The sequence below is a fragment of the Pseudomonas sp. LY-1 genome (assembly GCF_053502595.1).
Genome location: NZ_CP094353.1, coordinates 2,005,534 through 2,021,277 on the forward strand (window position 1 = coordinate 2,005,534; position 15,744 = coordinate 2,021,277).

General features: G+C 62.0%; 12 protein-coding genes. 7 read left to right on the forward strand and 5 right to left on the reverse strand.

Annotated features, from left to right (window positions below; all coding sequences use genetic code 11):
• Window positions 1–5: 5 nt before the first annotated feature.
• Window positions 6–3,455: a transcription-repair coupling factor gene (gene mfd / locus MOQ67_RS09160; RefSeq protein WP_198717732.1), complete on the reverse strand. Its 3,450-nt coding sequence runs from the start codon at window positions 3,453–3,455 to the stop codon at window positions 6–8.
• A gap of 340 nt (window positions 3,456–3,795) precedes the next feature.
• On the opposite strand from mfd, the gene MOQ67_RS09165 reads away from it, so the two are divergent.
• The 3 genes from MOQ67_RS09165 to sthA all read left to right on the forward strand — a co-directional run bounded on the left by MOQ67_RS09165 (window position 3,796) and on the right by sthA (window position 8,140).
• Complete coding sequence (locus tag MOQ67_RS09165) at window positions 3,796–5,259, forward strand: glyceraldehyde-3-phosphate dehydrogenase (protein ID WP_026140244.1); 1,464 nt, start codon at window positions 3,796–3,798, stop codon at window positions 5,257–5,259.
• Window positions 5,260–5,546: 287 nt separating this feature from the next.
• Window positions 5,547–6,557: an FAD:protein FMN transferase gene (locus tag MOQ67_RS09170; protein WP_198717731.1), complete on the forward strand. Its 1,011-nt coding sequence runs from the start codon at window positions 5,547–5,549 to the stop codon at window positions 6,555–6,557.
• 188 nt (window positions 6,558–6,745) lie between these two features.
• Window positions 6,746–8,140 (forward strand): Si-specific NAD(P)(+) transhydrogenase, encoded by a 1,395-nt coding sequence (sthA, locus tag MOQ67_RS09175; protein ID WP_017848785.1) that lies wholly within the window; start codon window positions 6,746–6,748, stop codon window positions 8,138–8,140.
• 42 nt (window positions 8,141–8,182) lie between these two features.
• On the opposite strand, the gene MOQ67_RS09180 is transcribed toward sthA, so the two are convergent.
• Complete coding sequence (locus MOQ67_RS09180) at window positions 8,183–8,905, reverse strand: glycerophosphodiester phosphodiesterase (protein WP_017848786.1); 723 nt, start codon at window positions 8,903–8,905, stop codon at window positions 8,183–8,185.
• Between the two features lie 44 nt (window positions 8,906–8,949).
• Window positions 8,950–9,534, reverse strand: a complete 585-nt coding sequence (locus MOQ67_RS09185; RefSeq protein WP_017848787.1) for a PilZ domain-containing protein — start codon at window positions 9,532–9,534, stop codon at window positions 8,950–8,952.
• A gap of 94 nt (window positions 9,535–9,628) precedes the next feature.
• On the opposite strand from MOQ67_RS09185, the gene MOQ67_RS09190 reads away from it, so the two are divergent.
• Genes MOQ67_RS09190 through MOQ67_RS09200 form a run of 3 tightly spaced genes read left to right on the forward strand, consistent with a single transcriptional unit; the run spans window position 9,629 to window position 12,875 of the window.
• Window positions 9,629–10,879 carry a lipoprotein-releasing ABC transporter permease subunit gene (locus MOQ67_RS09190; RefSeq protein WP_046490435.1) on the forward strand — a complete coding sequence of 417 codons (1,251 nt, stop codon included), beginning with the start codon at window positions 9,629–9,631 and terminating at the stop codon, window positions 10,877–10,879.
• Between the two features lie 7 nt (window positions 10,880–10,886).
• Window positions 10,887–11,570 carry a lipoprotein-releasing ABC transporter ATP-binding protein LolD gene (lolD, locus tag MOQ67_RS09195; protein WP_017477213.1) on the forward strand — a complete coding sequence of 228 codons (684 nt, stop codon included), beginning with the start codon at window positions 10,887–10,889 and terminating at the stop codon, window positions 11,568–11,570.
• Between the two features lie 60 nt (window positions 11,571–11,630).
• Entirely contained in the window at window positions 11,631–12,875 is a 1,245-nt protein-coding gene (locus tag MOQ67_RS09200; RefSeq protein ID WP_017848789.1) for a lipoprotein-releasing ABC transporter permease subunit, read from the forward strand.
• A gap of 105 nt (window positions 12,876–12,980) precedes the next feature.
• On the opposite strand, the gene MOQ67_RS09205 is transcribed toward MOQ67_RS09200, so the two are convergent.
• Window positions 12,981–14,336 (reverse strand): heavy metal sensor histidine kinase, encoded by a 1,356-nt coding sequence (locus MOQ67_RS09205; RefSeq protein WP_198717748.1) that lies wholly within the window; start codon window positions 14,334–14,336, stop codon window positions 12,981–12,983.
• Window positions 14,333–15,013, reverse strand: coding sequence for a heavy metal response regulator transcription factor (locus MOQ67_RS09210; RefSeq protein WP_017848791.1), 681 nt, complete (start codon window positions 15,011–15,013; stop codon window positions 14,333–14,335). Before MOQ67_RS09210 ends, MOQ67_RS09205 begins: the two co-directional genes overlap by 4 nt.
• 156 nt (window positions 15,014–15,169) lie before the next feature.
• On the opposite strand from MOQ67_RS09210, the gene copI reads away from it, so the two are divergent.
• Window positions 15,170–15,709: a copper-resistant cuproprotein CopI gene (gene copI, locus MOQ67_RS09215; protein WP_057005004.1), complete on the forward strand. Its 540-nt coding sequence runs from the start codon at window positions 15,170–15,172 to the stop codon at window positions 15,707–15,709.
• Window positions 15,710–15,744: the final 35 nt, after the last annotated feature.

Sequence of the window (15,744 nt, forward strand, 5' to 3'; positions counted from 1 at the left end):
GTCCTTCAAACAGATTTCGGGATGAGGCGCTCAAACAGCGCCTCCAAGGTATTGAAGCGTTCTTCGGCACGTTCCATCGGCACCATGAACTTGAACAGCGTAGCCCCTTCGAACTTGTACCGGTTGGGCTGGCCCTGGATCAGCTTGATCAGCACCAACGGGTCCACCGGCGTCTGCGCTTCGAACTCGATGCGCCCGCCCTGCGGCCCGGCGTCGACCTTCTTGATCCCCAGTTGCTCGGCCTGCAATTTGAGCAGGGTCAGGCGCACCAGGTTCTTGGTCGGTTCCGGCAACAGGCCGAAGCGATCGATCATCTCCACCTGCAGGTCCTTGAGGCCTTCTTCGTCGGTGGCCGAGGCGATGCGCTTGTACAGGATCAGTCGCGCGTGAACATCCGGCAGGTAGTCTTCGGGGATCAATGCCGGCAAGCGCAGGTTGATCTCCGGACCGCCGCCCAGGGGTTGGTCGAGGTTCGGTTGCTCGCCCTTGCGGATGGCTTTCACCGCGCGTTCGAGCATCTCCATATATAAGGTGAAGCCCACGGCCTGGATCTGCCCGCTCTGGCCGTCGCCGAGCAGTTCGCCGGCGCCACGGATTTCCAGGTCGTTGGTGGCCAGCACAAAGCCGGCGCCCAGGTCCTGGGTGTTGGCGATGGCTTCCAGGCGTTTTTCCGCGTCGCCGGTGATTTGCTGGCGCGGTGGCGTCAGCAGGTAGGCGTAGGCCTGGTGGTGACTGCGTCCGACGCGGCCGCGCAGTTGATGCAGTTGTGCCAGGCCGAACTTGTCGGCGCGCTCGATGATGATGGTGTTGGCGCTCGGCACGTCGATGCCGGTCTCGATGATGGTCGAGGCGATCAGCACGTTGAAGCGCTTGTGGTAGAAGTCGCTCATCACCTGTTCGAGGTCGCGCTCGCGCATTTGCCCGTGGCCGATGGCGATGCGTGCTTCCGGCACCAGTGCGGCGAGGTCGGCGGCGCATTTCTCGATGGTTTTCACATCGTTGTGCAGGTAATACACCTGCCCGCCACGCAGCAATTCGCGCAGCAGCGCTTCCTTGACCGTGCTGTTGTTCTGCTCCATCACGAAGGTGCGTACCGACAGACGCCGCGCCGGTGGAGTGGCGATGATCGACAGGTCGCGCATGCCCGACACCGCCATGTTCAGCGTGCGCGGAATCGGCGTGGCGGTGAGGGTCAGAATGTCGACTTCGCTGCGCAGGGCCTTGAGCTGTTCTTTCTGACGCACCCCGAAGCGGTGTTCTTCGTCGATGATCACCAGGCCCAGGTTCTTGATCTTCACATCGTCCGACAGCAGCTTGTGGGTGCCGATCACGATGTCGATCTTGCCCTCCGCCAGGTCGGCGATGGCGGCGTTCACTTCCTTGGCGGATTTGAAGCGGCTCATCACTTCCACGGTCACCGGCCAGTCGGCAAAGCGGTCGCGAAAGCTGTTGTAGTGCTGCTGGGCGAGCAGGGTGGTCGGCACCAGGATCGCCACTTGCTTGCCGCCATGCACCGCGATGAAGGCGGCGCGCATCGCCACTTCGGTCTTGCCGAAGCCCACGTCGCCGCACACCAGGCGGTCCATCGGCTTGGGCGCGAGCATGTCGGCGCGCACGGCTTCGATGGTGGTTTGCTGGTCCGGGGTTTCTTCGAAGGCGAAGCCGGCGCTGAACGTGGCGTAGTCGGCTTTCGGGTCGGCGAACGCATAACCCTCGCGGGCGGCGCGACGGGCATAGATGTCGAGCAGCTCGGCGGCGACATCGCGCACCTGTTCGGCGGCCTTGCGCTTGGCTTTCTGCCAGGTCTCGGAACCCAGGCGGTGCAACGGCGCCAGGGCGTCGTCGCTGCCGGTGTAGCGGGCGATCAGGTGCAGGTTGGCCACCGGCACATACAGCTTGGCGCCTTCGGCGTATTCCATGGTGAGGAATTCGGCGGCCTGGTTGTCGATTTCCAGCGTTTGCAGGCCCAGGTAGCGGCCGACGCCGTGGTCAATATGCACCACCGGCGCGCCTTCGCGCAGTTCGGTGAGGTTTTTGATCACCGCGTCGTTGTTGGCGTCGGCGCGTTTTTCGCGGCGACGGCGCTGCATCACCCGTTGCCCGAACAGCGGGCTTTCGGCGATCAGCGCCAGGGCCGGATCGTCCAGCAACAGGCCTTCATCCAGCGGCGCAATGGTGATCGCCAGGCGCTCTTTGCCGGCGACGAAGTCCGGCCAGCTGTCGACGGTTTTCGGGCGCAGCTTCAGGCGTTCCAGCAGCTCCAGCAGCACTTCGCGGCGCCCGGCCGATTCGGCGGTAAACAACACGCGCCCGGCGAAATCGCCGAGGAAGTTGGACAGCGCTTCGAGCGGCTGGCTGGCCTTGGCTTCAATCGCCAGGTTCGGCAGGTTTTGCGCGGGGAAGCGCGTGCGGCCGCTGCCTGCGTCCACATCCTCTTGGCTGGCGACCACGCGCGGCCAGTTTTTCAGGCGGGCGAAGCAGTCTTCCACCGGCAGGAACAGTTCGGCGGGCGGTAATAAAGGACGGGACGGATCGACGCGACGCTCTTCATAGCGGTTGCGCACGTCGCTCCAGAAGTTTTCCGCCGCCTGCTCGATGCCCGGCAGCGAGAACACCTGGGTGTCCTGGGGCAGGTAGTCGAACAGGGTGGAGGTTTCGTCGAAGAACAGCGGCAGGTAGTACTCGATACCGGCGGGGGTAATCCCGCTGCTCAAGTCCTGGAAGATCGGGCAGCGGCGGAAGTCGACGTCGAAGCGTTCGCGAAAGCGCGCCTTGAAACGCGTCACCGCGTCTTTCTGCAGCGGGAATTCCCGTGCCGGCAGCAGTTTGATCGACTCGACTTTGTCGATGGAGCGCTGGTTTTCCGGATCGAAGGTGCGCAGGGTCTCGATTTCGTCATCGAACAGGTCGATGCGGTACGGCAACTTGCTGCCCATCGGGAACAGGTCGATCAGCGCTCCGCGCACCGCGAATTCGCCGTGCTCGTACACCGTGTCGACGCAGCGGTAGCCGCTGGCTTCCAGGCGTGTACGCATTTGCTCCACGTCGAGCTTCTGGCCGATATCCAGCACCAGGCTGCTGCCCAGCAGGAACTTGGTCGGCGCCAGGCGGTGCAGCGCCGTGGTGATCGGCACCACCAGCACGCCGTGGACCAGTTCCGGCAGGCGGTACAGGCTGGCGATGCGCTGGGAAATGATGTCCTGGTGCGGCGAGAACAGGTCGTAGGGCAGGGTTTCCCAGTCGGGAAAATGCAGCACCGGCAAATCGGGGGCGAAGAAGCTCAGCTCCTGCTCCAGCCGTTCGGCGCTTTGGCTGTCGGCGGTAAGCAGCAGGGTAAAGCGCTTGGCTGCGCTGGCAGCCTCGGCGATGGCCAGGCTCAGGGCGGCACCGGGCAAATTGCCCCAGTGCTGTTTACCTGCCGCGGCAGGGAGTTGCGGTAGACGCAGAACGGGCACGGAAGGTTGAGCTCCAAGCGTTGCGACAAAGTCGGTAATTGTAACGGCCCGAGGTGCCGCCTGTCAGTTGCTGACTGAGCCTATTACGGTTTGCGGGAAATGTGGTGGCTAAGACAAACAATGGCGCGTTTTGACTCAATATGTAGTGCCAAAATGCATATAGTTTTCGGAGGGTTACGGACAAGTCGTGCTGCCCGCTCCACTAGTGGCCTTCTGGAACCCGCGTATTTACTGGGCTGCAGCGAGGTGGCTTTTTTGGGTAAGCGCGTTTTGTTGTAGGACGCGCATTGCTCCGGGGGCGGCCGGACGGCATAATGTAGCCCCTTTTTTCAGCCCCTACATGTGGAAGGTTCCCGTGACTCAGAAGCCCGACCAGTGTCTTGGTGAATGGATCGACCGTGAAGCACTCGCTGAAGCGATGATCCCGCTTATCGGTCAGCTGTACCGCAATAACAATGTGGTGAGCTCGATCTATGGCCGCAGTCTGATCAACCAGTCAGTCATCGCGATTCTCAAGGCGCATCGCTTTGCTCGCCATCGTTCGACCAACGACAGCGAACTCTCCGTCCACGAAACATTCCCTCTGCTCAAAGCCATGAGCGAGCTCAAGCTCGGCGCGGCTTCGGTAGACCTGGGCAAGTTGGCCGCCAAGTTCCGCGCTGAAGCCAACGGCCGTTCCGTCGAGCAGTTCGTGCGTGAAGAAATGGCCGACGTGGTCGGCAAGCAGAACGCCTCCGCCCGTAAAGGCACTGACGTTGTGCTCTACGGCTTCGGTCGCATCGGCCGCCTGCTGGCACGCATCCTGATCGGTAAAACCGGTGGCGGCGACGGCCTGCGCCTGCGCGCCATCGTGGTACGCAAGGGCGCCGAGAACGACCTGGCCAAGCGCGCGAGCCTCTTGCGTCGTGACTCGGTACACGGTCCGTTCAACGGCACCATCGTCATCGACGAAGAAAACAACACCATCACCGCCAACGGTAACCTGATCCAGGTGATCTACGCGAAGAACCCGACCGAGGTGGATTACACCCAGTACGGCATCAAGGACGCCCTGCTGGTGGATAACACCGGCGTATGGCGCGACGCCGAAGGCCTGGGCCAGCACCTGACCTGCCCGGGCGTTGCCCGCGTTGTCCTGACCGCGCCTGGCAAAGGCAAGCTGAAGAACATCGTTCACGGCATCAACCACATGGAAATCACCGCTGACGACAAGATCGTGTCCGCCGCTTCCTGCACCACCAACGCCATCGTGCCGGTGCTGAAGGCAGTCAATGACAAGTTCGGCATCATCAACGGCCACGTCGAAACCGTTCACTCGTACACCAACGACCAGAACCTGATCGACAACTTCCACAAGGGCAATCGCCGTGGTCGCAGCGCCGCGCTGAACATGGTGATCACCGAGACCGGTGCCGCCACCGCTGCCGCCAAGGCCCTGCCTGAGCTGGCCGGCAAGCTGACCGGTAACGCGATCCGCGTGCCGACGCCTAACGTGTCGATGGCCATTCTCAACCTGAACCTTGAGAAAGCCGCTACCCGCGACGAGATGAACGAGTACCTGCGCTACATGGCGCTGCACTCCGATCTGCATAAGCAAATCGACTTCGTCAACTCCCAGGAAGTGGTCTCCACCGACTTCGTTGGCTCGCGCCACGCCGGTGTGGTGGACGCGGAAGCGACCATTACCCAGGACAACCGTGTTGTGCTGTACGTGTGGTACGACAACGAGTTCGGCTACAGCTGCCAGGTCGTTCGCGTGATGGAAGACATGGCTGGGGTCAACCCGCCTGCATTCCCGCGCTAAGCGTCCAGGTTGAATGAAAAAGCCCCGACTGGTTCGGGGCTTTTTTCTGTCTGTGGGTTTTGGGTGTGTGGGAGGCATCGCGCGCAAGCCTGCGCCTACAGGGGAATGCATTTTTTCAGGCGATACGCCGTCAACTGTGGTCGGCCAAGGTGGGACGATCCGCCTCATTGGTGAGCGCCGGGAGTGCGAACATCAGCCATAAACAGATAACGGCATGCCGCATAATGGGCGGTCCTGCCAGGGTGTGTGCCTGCGGGTTAATTCACTTTTCGACGGCGATCAGGTTTATGGGCAATCTGCGACAGATAGCGATGGTGTGCGGTTTTGCGGCGCTGGCCGGCTGTGGCGGCGATACGCTGGAGCAGTTTGGGGGGCCGACCATGGGCAGCACCTATTCGATCCAGTATGTCAGAAGCTCGACGGCACCTACGCCGAAAGAGCTGCAGCGCCAGGTGGAAAAAATCCTGGGGGATGTCGACCGACAGCTGTCGACCTACCGCAGCGACTCGGATATCGAGCGTTTCAACAATCTGCCAGCCAACAGCTGCCAGCCGATGCCCGCGCCGGTGCTGCAACTGGTGCGTACCGGCGAGCAACTGTCCCAGGCCAGCGCGGGTGCGTTCGACCTGACGGTGGAACCGCTGCTGAACCTGTGGGGGTTCGGGCCCCAGGCCCGGCAACTCAAGGTGCCGGACGCCGCGACGCTGGCCGAGGTGCGTCAACGGGTCGGTCACCAGCATCTGCGCATCGACGGCGAACAGCTGTGCAAGGACGCCGCCGTCGAGGTCGACTTCAACAGCATTGCTGCCGGTTACGCGGTGGATCGTATCGCCGAGCTGTTGAGCGGCTTGGGTATCCATCACTACCTCGCCGAAGCCACCGGCGAACTCAAGGCTGTCGGCCACAAACCGGATGGTTCGCCCTGGCGCGTCGCGCTGGAAGAGCCTCGCGATGACCAGCAGGTCGCCGAAAAAATCATCCGTGTAGACGGCTTTGGTGTGTCCACATCGGGTGACTATCGTAATTATTTCCAGCAGGGTGGTCGGCGCTATTCCCACACCCTGGATGCGCGGACCGGCGCGCCGATTACCCATCAACTGGCATCGGTGACAGTGTTGCACCCGTCGGCGCTGATGGCCGATGGACTGTCGACGTTGCTGTTGATCCTTGGGCCGGAGCAAGGCTGGGATTACGCCGAACAGCACCAGATCGCCGCGTTTTTTGTGCAGCGCGAGGGGGACGTTTTCGTCACGCGCAGTAATCAGGCGTTCGAACAGATGACCGCTGTGAAACCGTAATCCACGTTGTGTAGTAAAGGCAAAACTGGCCTACGACGCGACCAAGGGTTAATGTGCGCGGCGTTGAGCCTTATATAGACTGTGCCCGGGTTCACACACTTGAGCCAAATTGTCCTTCATGACCGCTGGCCGCGGCATGATTTAGCCAGGCGTCAAACCGCGCGCCTGGCCTGTTCTGAGGAGTACGCATGGCTGTCTACAACTACGACGTGGTAGTACTGGGTTCCGGCCCGGCTGGAGAAGGTGCGGCGATGAACGCCGCGAAGGCAGGGCGCAAGGTGGCAATGGTCGATAGCCGTCGCCAGGTCGGCGGAAACTGCACCCACCTGGGTACCATCCCGTCCAAGGCCTTGCGTCACTCAGTGCGCCAGATCATGCAGTTCAATACCAATCCGATGTTCCGGGCCATTGGCGAGCCGCGTTGGTTTTCGTTCCCGGACGTGCTCAAAAGCGCGGAAAAAGTCATCGCCAAGCAGGTGGCGTCGCGGACCGGCTATTACGCCCGTAACCGTGTCGACCTGTTCTTCGGCACCGGCAGCTTCGCCGACGAGCAAACCGTCGAAGTGGTCTGCTCCAACGGCGTGGTCGAGAAGCTGGTGGCCAAGCACATCATCATCGCTACCGGGTCGCGCCCGTATCGCCCGGTGGATATCGATTTCCTCCACCCGCGTATCTACGATAGCGACACCATCCTCAGCCTGGGCCATACCCCGCGCAAACTGATCATCTATGGCGCCGGCGTGATCGGCTGCGAATACGCCTCGATCTTCAGCGGCCTGGGGGTGCTGGTAGAGCTGGTGGACAACCGTGAGCAGTTGCTGAGCTTCCTCGACTCGGAAATTTCCCAGGCGTTGAGTTATCACTTCAGCAACAACAACATCACCGTGCGCCACAACGAAGAGTACGAGCGCGTCGAAGGCCTGGACAACGGTGTGATCCTGCACCTCAAGTCCGGCAAGAAGATCAAGGCCGACGCCTTGCTGTGGTGCAACGGTCGTACCGGCAACACCGACAAGCTGGGCATGGAAAATGTCGGGGTCAAGGTCAACAACCGTGGCCAGATCGAAGTGGACGAGAACTATCGAACCTGCGTGTCGAATATCTACGGCGCCGGCGACGTGATCGGCTGGCCAAGCCTGGCCAGCGCCGCCCATGACCAGGGCCGTTCGGCCGCTGGCAGCATTGTCGACAATGGCAGCTGGCGCTATGTGAACGACGTGCCGACCGGGATCTACACGATTCCGGAGATCAGCTCGATCGGTAAGAACGAACACGAACTGACCAAGGCCAAGGTGCCTTACGAAGTGGGCAAGGCGTTCTTCAAGAGCATGGCGCGTGCGCAGATCGCCGGCGAGCCGCAAGGCATGCTGAAGATTCTGTTCCACCGTGAAACCCTGGAAGTCCTCGGCGTGCATTGCTTCGGCTACCAGGCTTCGGAGATCGTCCACATCGGCCAGGCCATCATGAACCAGCCGGGCGAGCAAAATACCCTCAAGTATTTCGTCAACACCACGTTCAACTACCCAACCATGGCGGAAGCCTATCGGGTCGCGGCCTACGACGGCCTCAACCGGCTTTTTTGAGCGGCTCCGGCCGGTGGCCTGAGCCGGCCGGGGAGACCGATTTCAGTAATTCTCGAGCGTGGCAGTGGCCAAACCGGGAAAGTCTGTAATCAGGCTATCTACGCCGAAGTCGGCGAGCCTGCGCATCAGCGCAGGTTCGTTGACTGTCCACACCGACACGTGCAATCCCTGGCGCTGGGCTTTTTCCAGACGCTCGGGGGTACACAACGTCCAGTTCAACGCCAGAAACTCACAGCCATAGTTTTGCGCGACCTTCAGCGGGTCGAGCCAGGCGTATTCGGCCACCAGCCCGCGCGACAGGTCCGGGGTGAGTTCCACCGCCGCTTTCAACACTTCCCGTGAGCTTGAGGTCACTGTGACCTTGTCCATGAGGCCGAAACGCACGGCCATTTCCCGGATCGCCAGCACGGTGGTCGCGGCGCGGGTGCGCGAGGCGCTTTTGACTTCCAGTTGCCAGTGATCGAAGTCGCACTTTTCGAACAGCTCTTCCAGGCGCGGGATCGGGCAGGGGTTGATCCAGCCGGGGCCGCCTTTGCGGGCGTCCATCTTCACCAGGTCTGCCGCCGAATACTCGACGACTTTGCCGCGCCGGTCGGCGGTGCGCTTGAGGGTCGGGTCGTGGATGACCATCAGTTCGCCGTCCATGGACAGGTGCAAATCCAATTCGCAACGGCGTACACCGTGCTTGAGGCACTGCTGGAAGCTGGTCAGGGTGTTTTCTGGTGCTTCGCCTTTGGCACCGCGGTGGCCGTAGATCAGGGTCACAGTTGCTCCTTTGCGCCAGGTCGTCTGGCGGGGTGAATACGAATTCAGGTGTCTTTGGCGTCGCTCTGTTCCCGCGCCAGGCGCCGTTGCTGCGCCTGTTTCTGCAGGATGTAGCGCGCCAGCAGTTGGCGTTGGGCGTCGGTCATCGATTCGAATTCCGTGCCAATGGCAAAAGCGCCGCCCTTGGCATCGCAATGGGTGACCCGCGCCCGTAACAGCAGGCCCAGCGCCTGGGGCATCAGCACCAGCTTGACCGCCAGGTGGGCGTCGAGTGCCAGGGGCGTCGGGTGCAGGAAGTCGATGCCGCCTTCGGAAATGATCACCGGCTGCGGTGCGCCGACTTCGTCCAGCAGCCCGCGCGCCATGATCTGGCTGAGCAGATCCAGGCGTTTGTTCTGGATTCGGAGGAGGGCGGCCAGGCTGCGATCTTTCTCGCTGAGCTGGCGCAACAGGTGTTGGGCTTCGAATTCGCTCAGGTGCAGTTCACTGAGTAGATTGAATAGCGGCGAATCATCCAGCAACACTTCCTTGCTCGCCGCTTCGGGGGCGGACAGGCTTTTGATTTGAAGTGCGATCATGTCGTCGATACGGTAGTATTCGCGGCGTTCTTCTTCATCTAATGTCGACATGGCGAACCCAAAGTAGCGGTAATGGTCTGAGTGTAAAGCTGCTTACCAGACCCCGCCACCGGGACGTCTTCTTTTCCTCCGAACAAGCCCCGACATGTTCAGACCTCTCTTCGTATTTATTGGCACGCGTTATACCCGTGCAAAGCGTCGCAATCATTTTGTGTCGTTCATTTCCTTGACCTCGATGATCGGTCTCGCCCTTGGCGTGGTCGTGATGATCGTGGTGTTGTCGGTTATGAACGGCTTCGATCATGAGATGCGTACCCGCGTGCTGGGCATGGTGCCCCACGCGACCATCGAGTCGGGTGAACCGATCAGCGACTGGCAAAGCCTGGCCGACAAGGTCAAGCAGAACCCCAAGGTCGTGGCCGTGGCGCCGTTCACCCAGATGCAAGGGTTGCTGACCCATGACGGCAAGGTGCAGAAAATCCTGCTCAATGCCATCGACCCGGTCCAGGAGCGCAAGGTCTCGATCATCGACAAGTTCATGCTGCAGGGCAAACTCGACGACCTGGCGCCCGGCAGCTTCGGCATCGTCATCGGCGACAAGGCCGCGGCCAAGCTCGGCGTGGGCATCGGCGACAAGCTGACCTTCGTTGCCCCGGAAGTCACCGTGACCCCGGCCGGCATGTTCCCGCGCATGAAGCGCTTTACTGTGGTCGGCACCTTCCACGTCGGCGCTGGCGAGATCGACGGCTACCTCGGCCTGACCAACCTCACCGACCTGGCGCGTCTGCATCGCTGGAAGCCGGACCAGGTGCAGGGCCTGCGCCTGAAGTTCAACGATTTGTTCGACGCCCCGCGTGGCGCCTGGGAAATCGCCCAGCACCTGGGTGAAAACCAGTACTACGCCCGCGACTGGACCCGTACCCACGGCAACCTGTACCAGGCCATCCGCATGGAAAAAGCCATGATCGGCCTGCTGTTGCTGCTGATCGTCGCCGTCGCGGCCTTCAACATCATCTCCACCCTGGTGATGGTGGTGAACGACAAGAAGGGCGACATCGCCATCCTGCGCACCCTGGGCGCCACGCCGGGGCAGATCATGGCGATCTTCATGGTGCAGGGCACGGTGATCGGCGTGGTCGGCACCTTGATCGGCACCGCGCTGGGCATTCTGGCTGCGCTCAACGTCAGCGCTGCCATCGCCGGCCTCGAAACCCTGATCGGCCACAAGTTTCTCAATGCCGACGTCTACTTTATCGATTACTTGCCGTCCCAGGTTCAGGCCCAGGACGTGCTGATGGTGGGCGGCGCTGCGTTGGTCCTGAGTTTCCTTGCCACCCTGTATCCAGCCTGGCGCGCGGCACGTACCCAGCCAGCACAGGCCTTACGTTATGAGTGAATCGGGCATGAGTGAAAAAGCAATCCTGAGCTGCCGCAACCTGGGCAAGTCCTACGAGGAAGGTCCGGAATCGGTGGTGGTGTTGTCCAACCTGCAACTTGAGCTGCACCCCGGCGAGCGCGTGGCGATCGTCGGCAGTTCCGGTTCCGGCAAAAGTACCTTGCTCAACCTGTTGGGCGGCCTCGATACGCCGTCCCAGGGCAGCGTGTGGCTGGCCGGCGAAGAACTCTCGGCCCTCGGCGAAAAGGCCCGCGGCCAACTGCGCAACCGTTCGTTGGGTTTCGTGTACCAGTTCCACCACCTGTTGCCGGAGTTCACCGCCCTGGAAAACGTGTGCATGCCGCTGCTGATCGGCAAGACCGCGATCCCAGAGGCGCGCCAGCGTGCCAAGGCTTTGCTGGAGCGCGTTGGCCTCGGCCATCGCCTGGAGCACAAACCGGCCGAATTGTCCGGCGGTGAGCGCCAGCGTGTGGCGATTGCCCGCGCCCTGGTGAACAACCCGGGCCTGGTGATGCTCGACGAGCCGACCGGCAACCTCGATTCCCACACCGCCCAGGGCATCAAGGACTTGATGCTCGAACTGAGCACCCAGATGCGTACCGCGTTCCTGGTGGTGACCCATGACATGAGCATGGCCCGGCAGATGGACCGCGTACTGCACCTGCAGGAAGGTCATCTGGTCGCCATCTGACCTGTTTCAAGCCCGGTGCATGATGCCGGGTTTTTTCATTTTTCCAGGCGGTGCAAGCGAATGTTCAGACCGTTATCGATTTTCATCGGCACGCGCTATACCCGCGCCAAGCGCCGCAACCGTTTTGTTTCGTTTATCTCGATGACCTCGATGATCGGCCTCGCCCTGGGCGTGCTGGCGATGATCGTGGTGTTGTCGGTGATGAATGGCTTTCAACGCGAAATGAGCTCGCGCATCCTCGGCATGGTGCCTCACGCCACCATCGTCGGCGTGAACCCGATCGACAACTGGCAGCCGGTGGCCGCGGCGGCGATGAAGAATCCCGAAGTGACTGCCGCAGTACCGTTCACGCAGATGGACGGTATGTTCTCCTACAAGGGCGCGATGCAGCCGATCGAGATCAGCGGCGTCGACCCGGCCCAGGAAGGCAAGGTGTCGATCGTGGCCCAGCATATCGTCCAGGGCAAACTGGAAGACTTGAAACCCGGCGAGTTCGGCGTGGTGGTCGGTGAAATCACCGCGCGGCGCTTTCGTCTGAACGTGGGCGACAAGCTGACCCTGATCGTCCCGGAAATCAGCAGTGCGCCGGGTGGCATCACCCCGCGCATGCAGCGATTGAACGTGGTCGGTATCTTCAAGGTCGGCGCCGAGCTGGACGGTTCGATGGCGTTGATCCATATGGCCGACGCGGCAGAAATTCAGCATTGGCAGCCGAACCAGGTGCAGAGCGTGCGCCTGGCGGTGAAGGACTTGTACGCGGCGCCCAAGGTCTCGGCGGACATCGCCGCCAGCCTCGGTGCGGCCTACAAGGCGGATGACTGGACCCACACCCAGGGCAGCCTGTTCAGCGCGATGAAGATGGAAAAAACCATGATCGGCCTGCTGTTGCTGATGATCGTCGCGGTGGCGGCGTTCAACATCATCGCCACGTTGATCATGGTGGTGAACGACAAGGGCGCGGACATCGCGATCCTGCGGACCATCGGCGCCACGCCACGGCAGATCATGGCGATCTTCATGGTGCAGGGCACGGTGATCGGTATCGTCGGCACCCTGATCGGCGGTGTGCTGGGCGTGATTGCGGCGCTGAACGTCAGTGAGCTGGTGGGTTGGCTGGAGCGCGTGACCGGGCAGCATATCTTCAGTTCGGACGTGTACTTCGTCAGCAACCTGCCCTCGCAATTGCAGGGTGGGGATGTGCTGCTGATCTGCTCGGCCGGGTTTGTGTTGAGCTTTTTGGCCACGGTTTACCCGGCGTATCGGGCGGCGAAGATCGAGCCGGCGCATGCCCTCAGGTATTCGTAGGATTTAAGACCGCTATCGGGAGCAAGCCCCTCCCACATTTTGATCTGTGAATACATTCAAAATGTGGGAGGGAGCTTGCTCCCGATAGCGCCGGCACAGCTTGCATCAACCCCCCCCTGGCAACTCGATCACAAACCGCGTCCACCCCGGCTCAGACTCGCAATAAATCCGCCCGCCATGCGCTCGCACAATCGACTGGGTAATCGCCAGCCCCAGCCCTGCGTGTTCACTGCTGCCTTCATGCCGCGCCGGGTCGGCCCGGTAGAAGCGGTCGAACAACCGCGGTAACACCTCCGCCGGAATGCCTTCGCCGCTGTTCTCCACTGTCAGTGTCACGCCTTGTGCGCCCTGCGCCAGATGCACCCGCACTTCGCCGCCCGCGGGCGTAAAGCGCAGCGCGTTATCCAGCAGGTTCGACAATGCCCGACGCAACATGCCGCGATCGCCGGTTGTGTGAGACATACCCTCGCGCACCAGGCTGACGTGCGCGTCTTCCGCCAGCAAGACGAAGAACTCCAGCAGTGCGTCCACTTCATCCGCGAGCTTCAACGGTTCGCGCGTGGGCGCCAACAGCCCGTGATCGGCCTTGGCCAGGTACAACATGTCGTTCACCAGTTGCGCCATCCACTGCAACTCTTCCAGGTTGCTGTGCAGCGCCTCGCGGTAATCCTCCAGCGGGCGCGGCTGGGTGAGGATGACTTGGGTGTGGGTCAACAGGTTCGACAGAGGCGTGCGCAGTTCGTGGGCGATATCGGCGGAGAACGCCGAGAGGCGCTGGAACGCGTCGTCCAGTCGGCCCAGCATGGCGTTGAAGGCCTGGGCCAGTTCCGCCAGTTCCACCGGCATGCCCTGCTCGGGCAAACGCTGGGTCAGGGAGTGGGCCGACACGCTGGCGGCCACTTCGCCCATGCGCCGCAACGGTCGCAGCCCGCTGCGCGCCGCCCAGGCGCCGAGCAGCGCGGTGGCCAGGGCCGAGAGGCTGACCGTGAGCCAGATCAAATGCTGCATGCGCTGCAGGAAGTGCTGATGGTGGGTGATGTCGAGCATCAGGCTCAGTTGCGGCGAGTCGGGTTGGCCCGGCCTTAGCGGCGCGTTGTACACGCGGTAGTCGGTGCCGGCGTTCTGCAGGCTGTGCAGGCCGGGCGACTCGGGCAGGGCAATGGCCGGCGCGCCGTCAAACCAGCGCTGGCCGGCGGCGGTGATGCGTACTGCGAGGTCGGGCTGGCGATTGAGCTCGGCGCGCAGTTGCGCTTCGCGCTGGGCGAATAGCTGCGGCGAGTCGACGCCCTGCAAGGTGCTGCGCAGCGCCACCAGTTTGCTTTCGAGCAGTTGCTGGTCCAGCTCGACAAAATGCGCCTCGCTGGCCCGGTTGAACAGCACGCCGGCGAGCAACGAGACCACCGCGGTGCAAGCTGCAAACAGCAGGGCCAGGCGACTGGTCAGGGACAGGCGCTTGATCAACTGCATCGCTCCTCCAGCACATAACCCATGCCGCGCACGGTGTGGATGAGTTTATTGGGGAAGTTGTCGTCGACTTTCAGGCGCAGGCGGCGGATCGCCACTTCGATGATGTTGGTGTCGCTGTCAAAGTTCATGTCCCACACCTGGGACGCGATCAGCGACTTGGGCAGTACTTCGCCCTGGCGCCGCAGCAGCAGTTCGAGCAGGGCGAACTCCTTGGCGGTGAGGTCGATGCGCTGGCCGTCGCGCTCGACGCGGCGGCGGATCAGGTCCAGGCGCAGGTCGGCCAGTTGCAGGGTGGTTTCCTGTGGTGCGCTGCTGCCACGGCGCAACAGGCTGCGCACCCGCGCAAGCAGTTCGGAGAAGGCGAACGGCTTGACCAGATAATCGTCGGCGCCCAGTTCCAGGCCGTGTACGCGGTCTTCCACAGCGTCGCGGGCGGTGAGAAACAGCACCGGGATGTCGAGGCCGGCGCTGCGCACGGCCTGTAGGATCTGCCAACCATTGCGACCGGGCAGCATCACATCGAGGATCAGCAGGTCGTAATCGCCGGTCAGCGCCAAGTGTTGGCCGCTGGTGCCGTCGGCCACCAGCTCGGTGGTAAAACCGGCTTCGGTCAGGCCTTGGCGCAGGTAATGGCCGGTTTTGGGTTGGTCTTCGACGATCAGCAGTTTCATGGGCAGCTCTTGGCGGCGGGTCACGTCAGGCTTTATACCGTGGTGGCCAGGGGAGGGGCGCAACCTGACAAAGTTGTAATCTAGCAGTCAGCTGGCTGGCAGCGCTGCAATCTTAGAGTGGTCCTCAGACTGATCCCACACCTTTGGAGAATTGAGATGGCATTGCGTACCCCCTTGTTGTTGGCGGGCTGCCTGTTGGCGTTGAGTGTCGGAGCAATGGCCGGCACGGCCCACACCTATGCGTTTGGCCAGCCGGCATCTGCCGATAAGGCCACGCGCACCGTGGAAGTGGTGCTGCAGGATATGTCCTTTTCGCCCAAGTCCCTGGACGTAAAGGCCGGTGAGACCGTGCGCTTTGTGCTGGTCAACAAAGGCCAGTTGCTCCATGAGTTCAACCTGGGCGATGCGGCCATGCATGCGGAGCATCAGAAGCAAATGATGCAGATGCAGGCCAGCGGCATGCTGAACGCCACCGGCATGGGCAAGATGGACCACGGCGCCATGGAGCACGGCGATATGGGCAATATGGGCAATATGGGCGGGATGAAGCACGATGACCCCAACAGTGTTCTGGTCGGACCGGGTAAAACCGCTGAGTTGACCTGGACCTTCAGCAAAGCCACCGGGTTGGAGTTTGCCTGCAATATTCCCGGGCACTACCAGGCGGGCATGGTCGGCAAGATCAACGTCGATTGAGCCGCTGCGGCAACTGACGGTGTCGATGCGGCGGT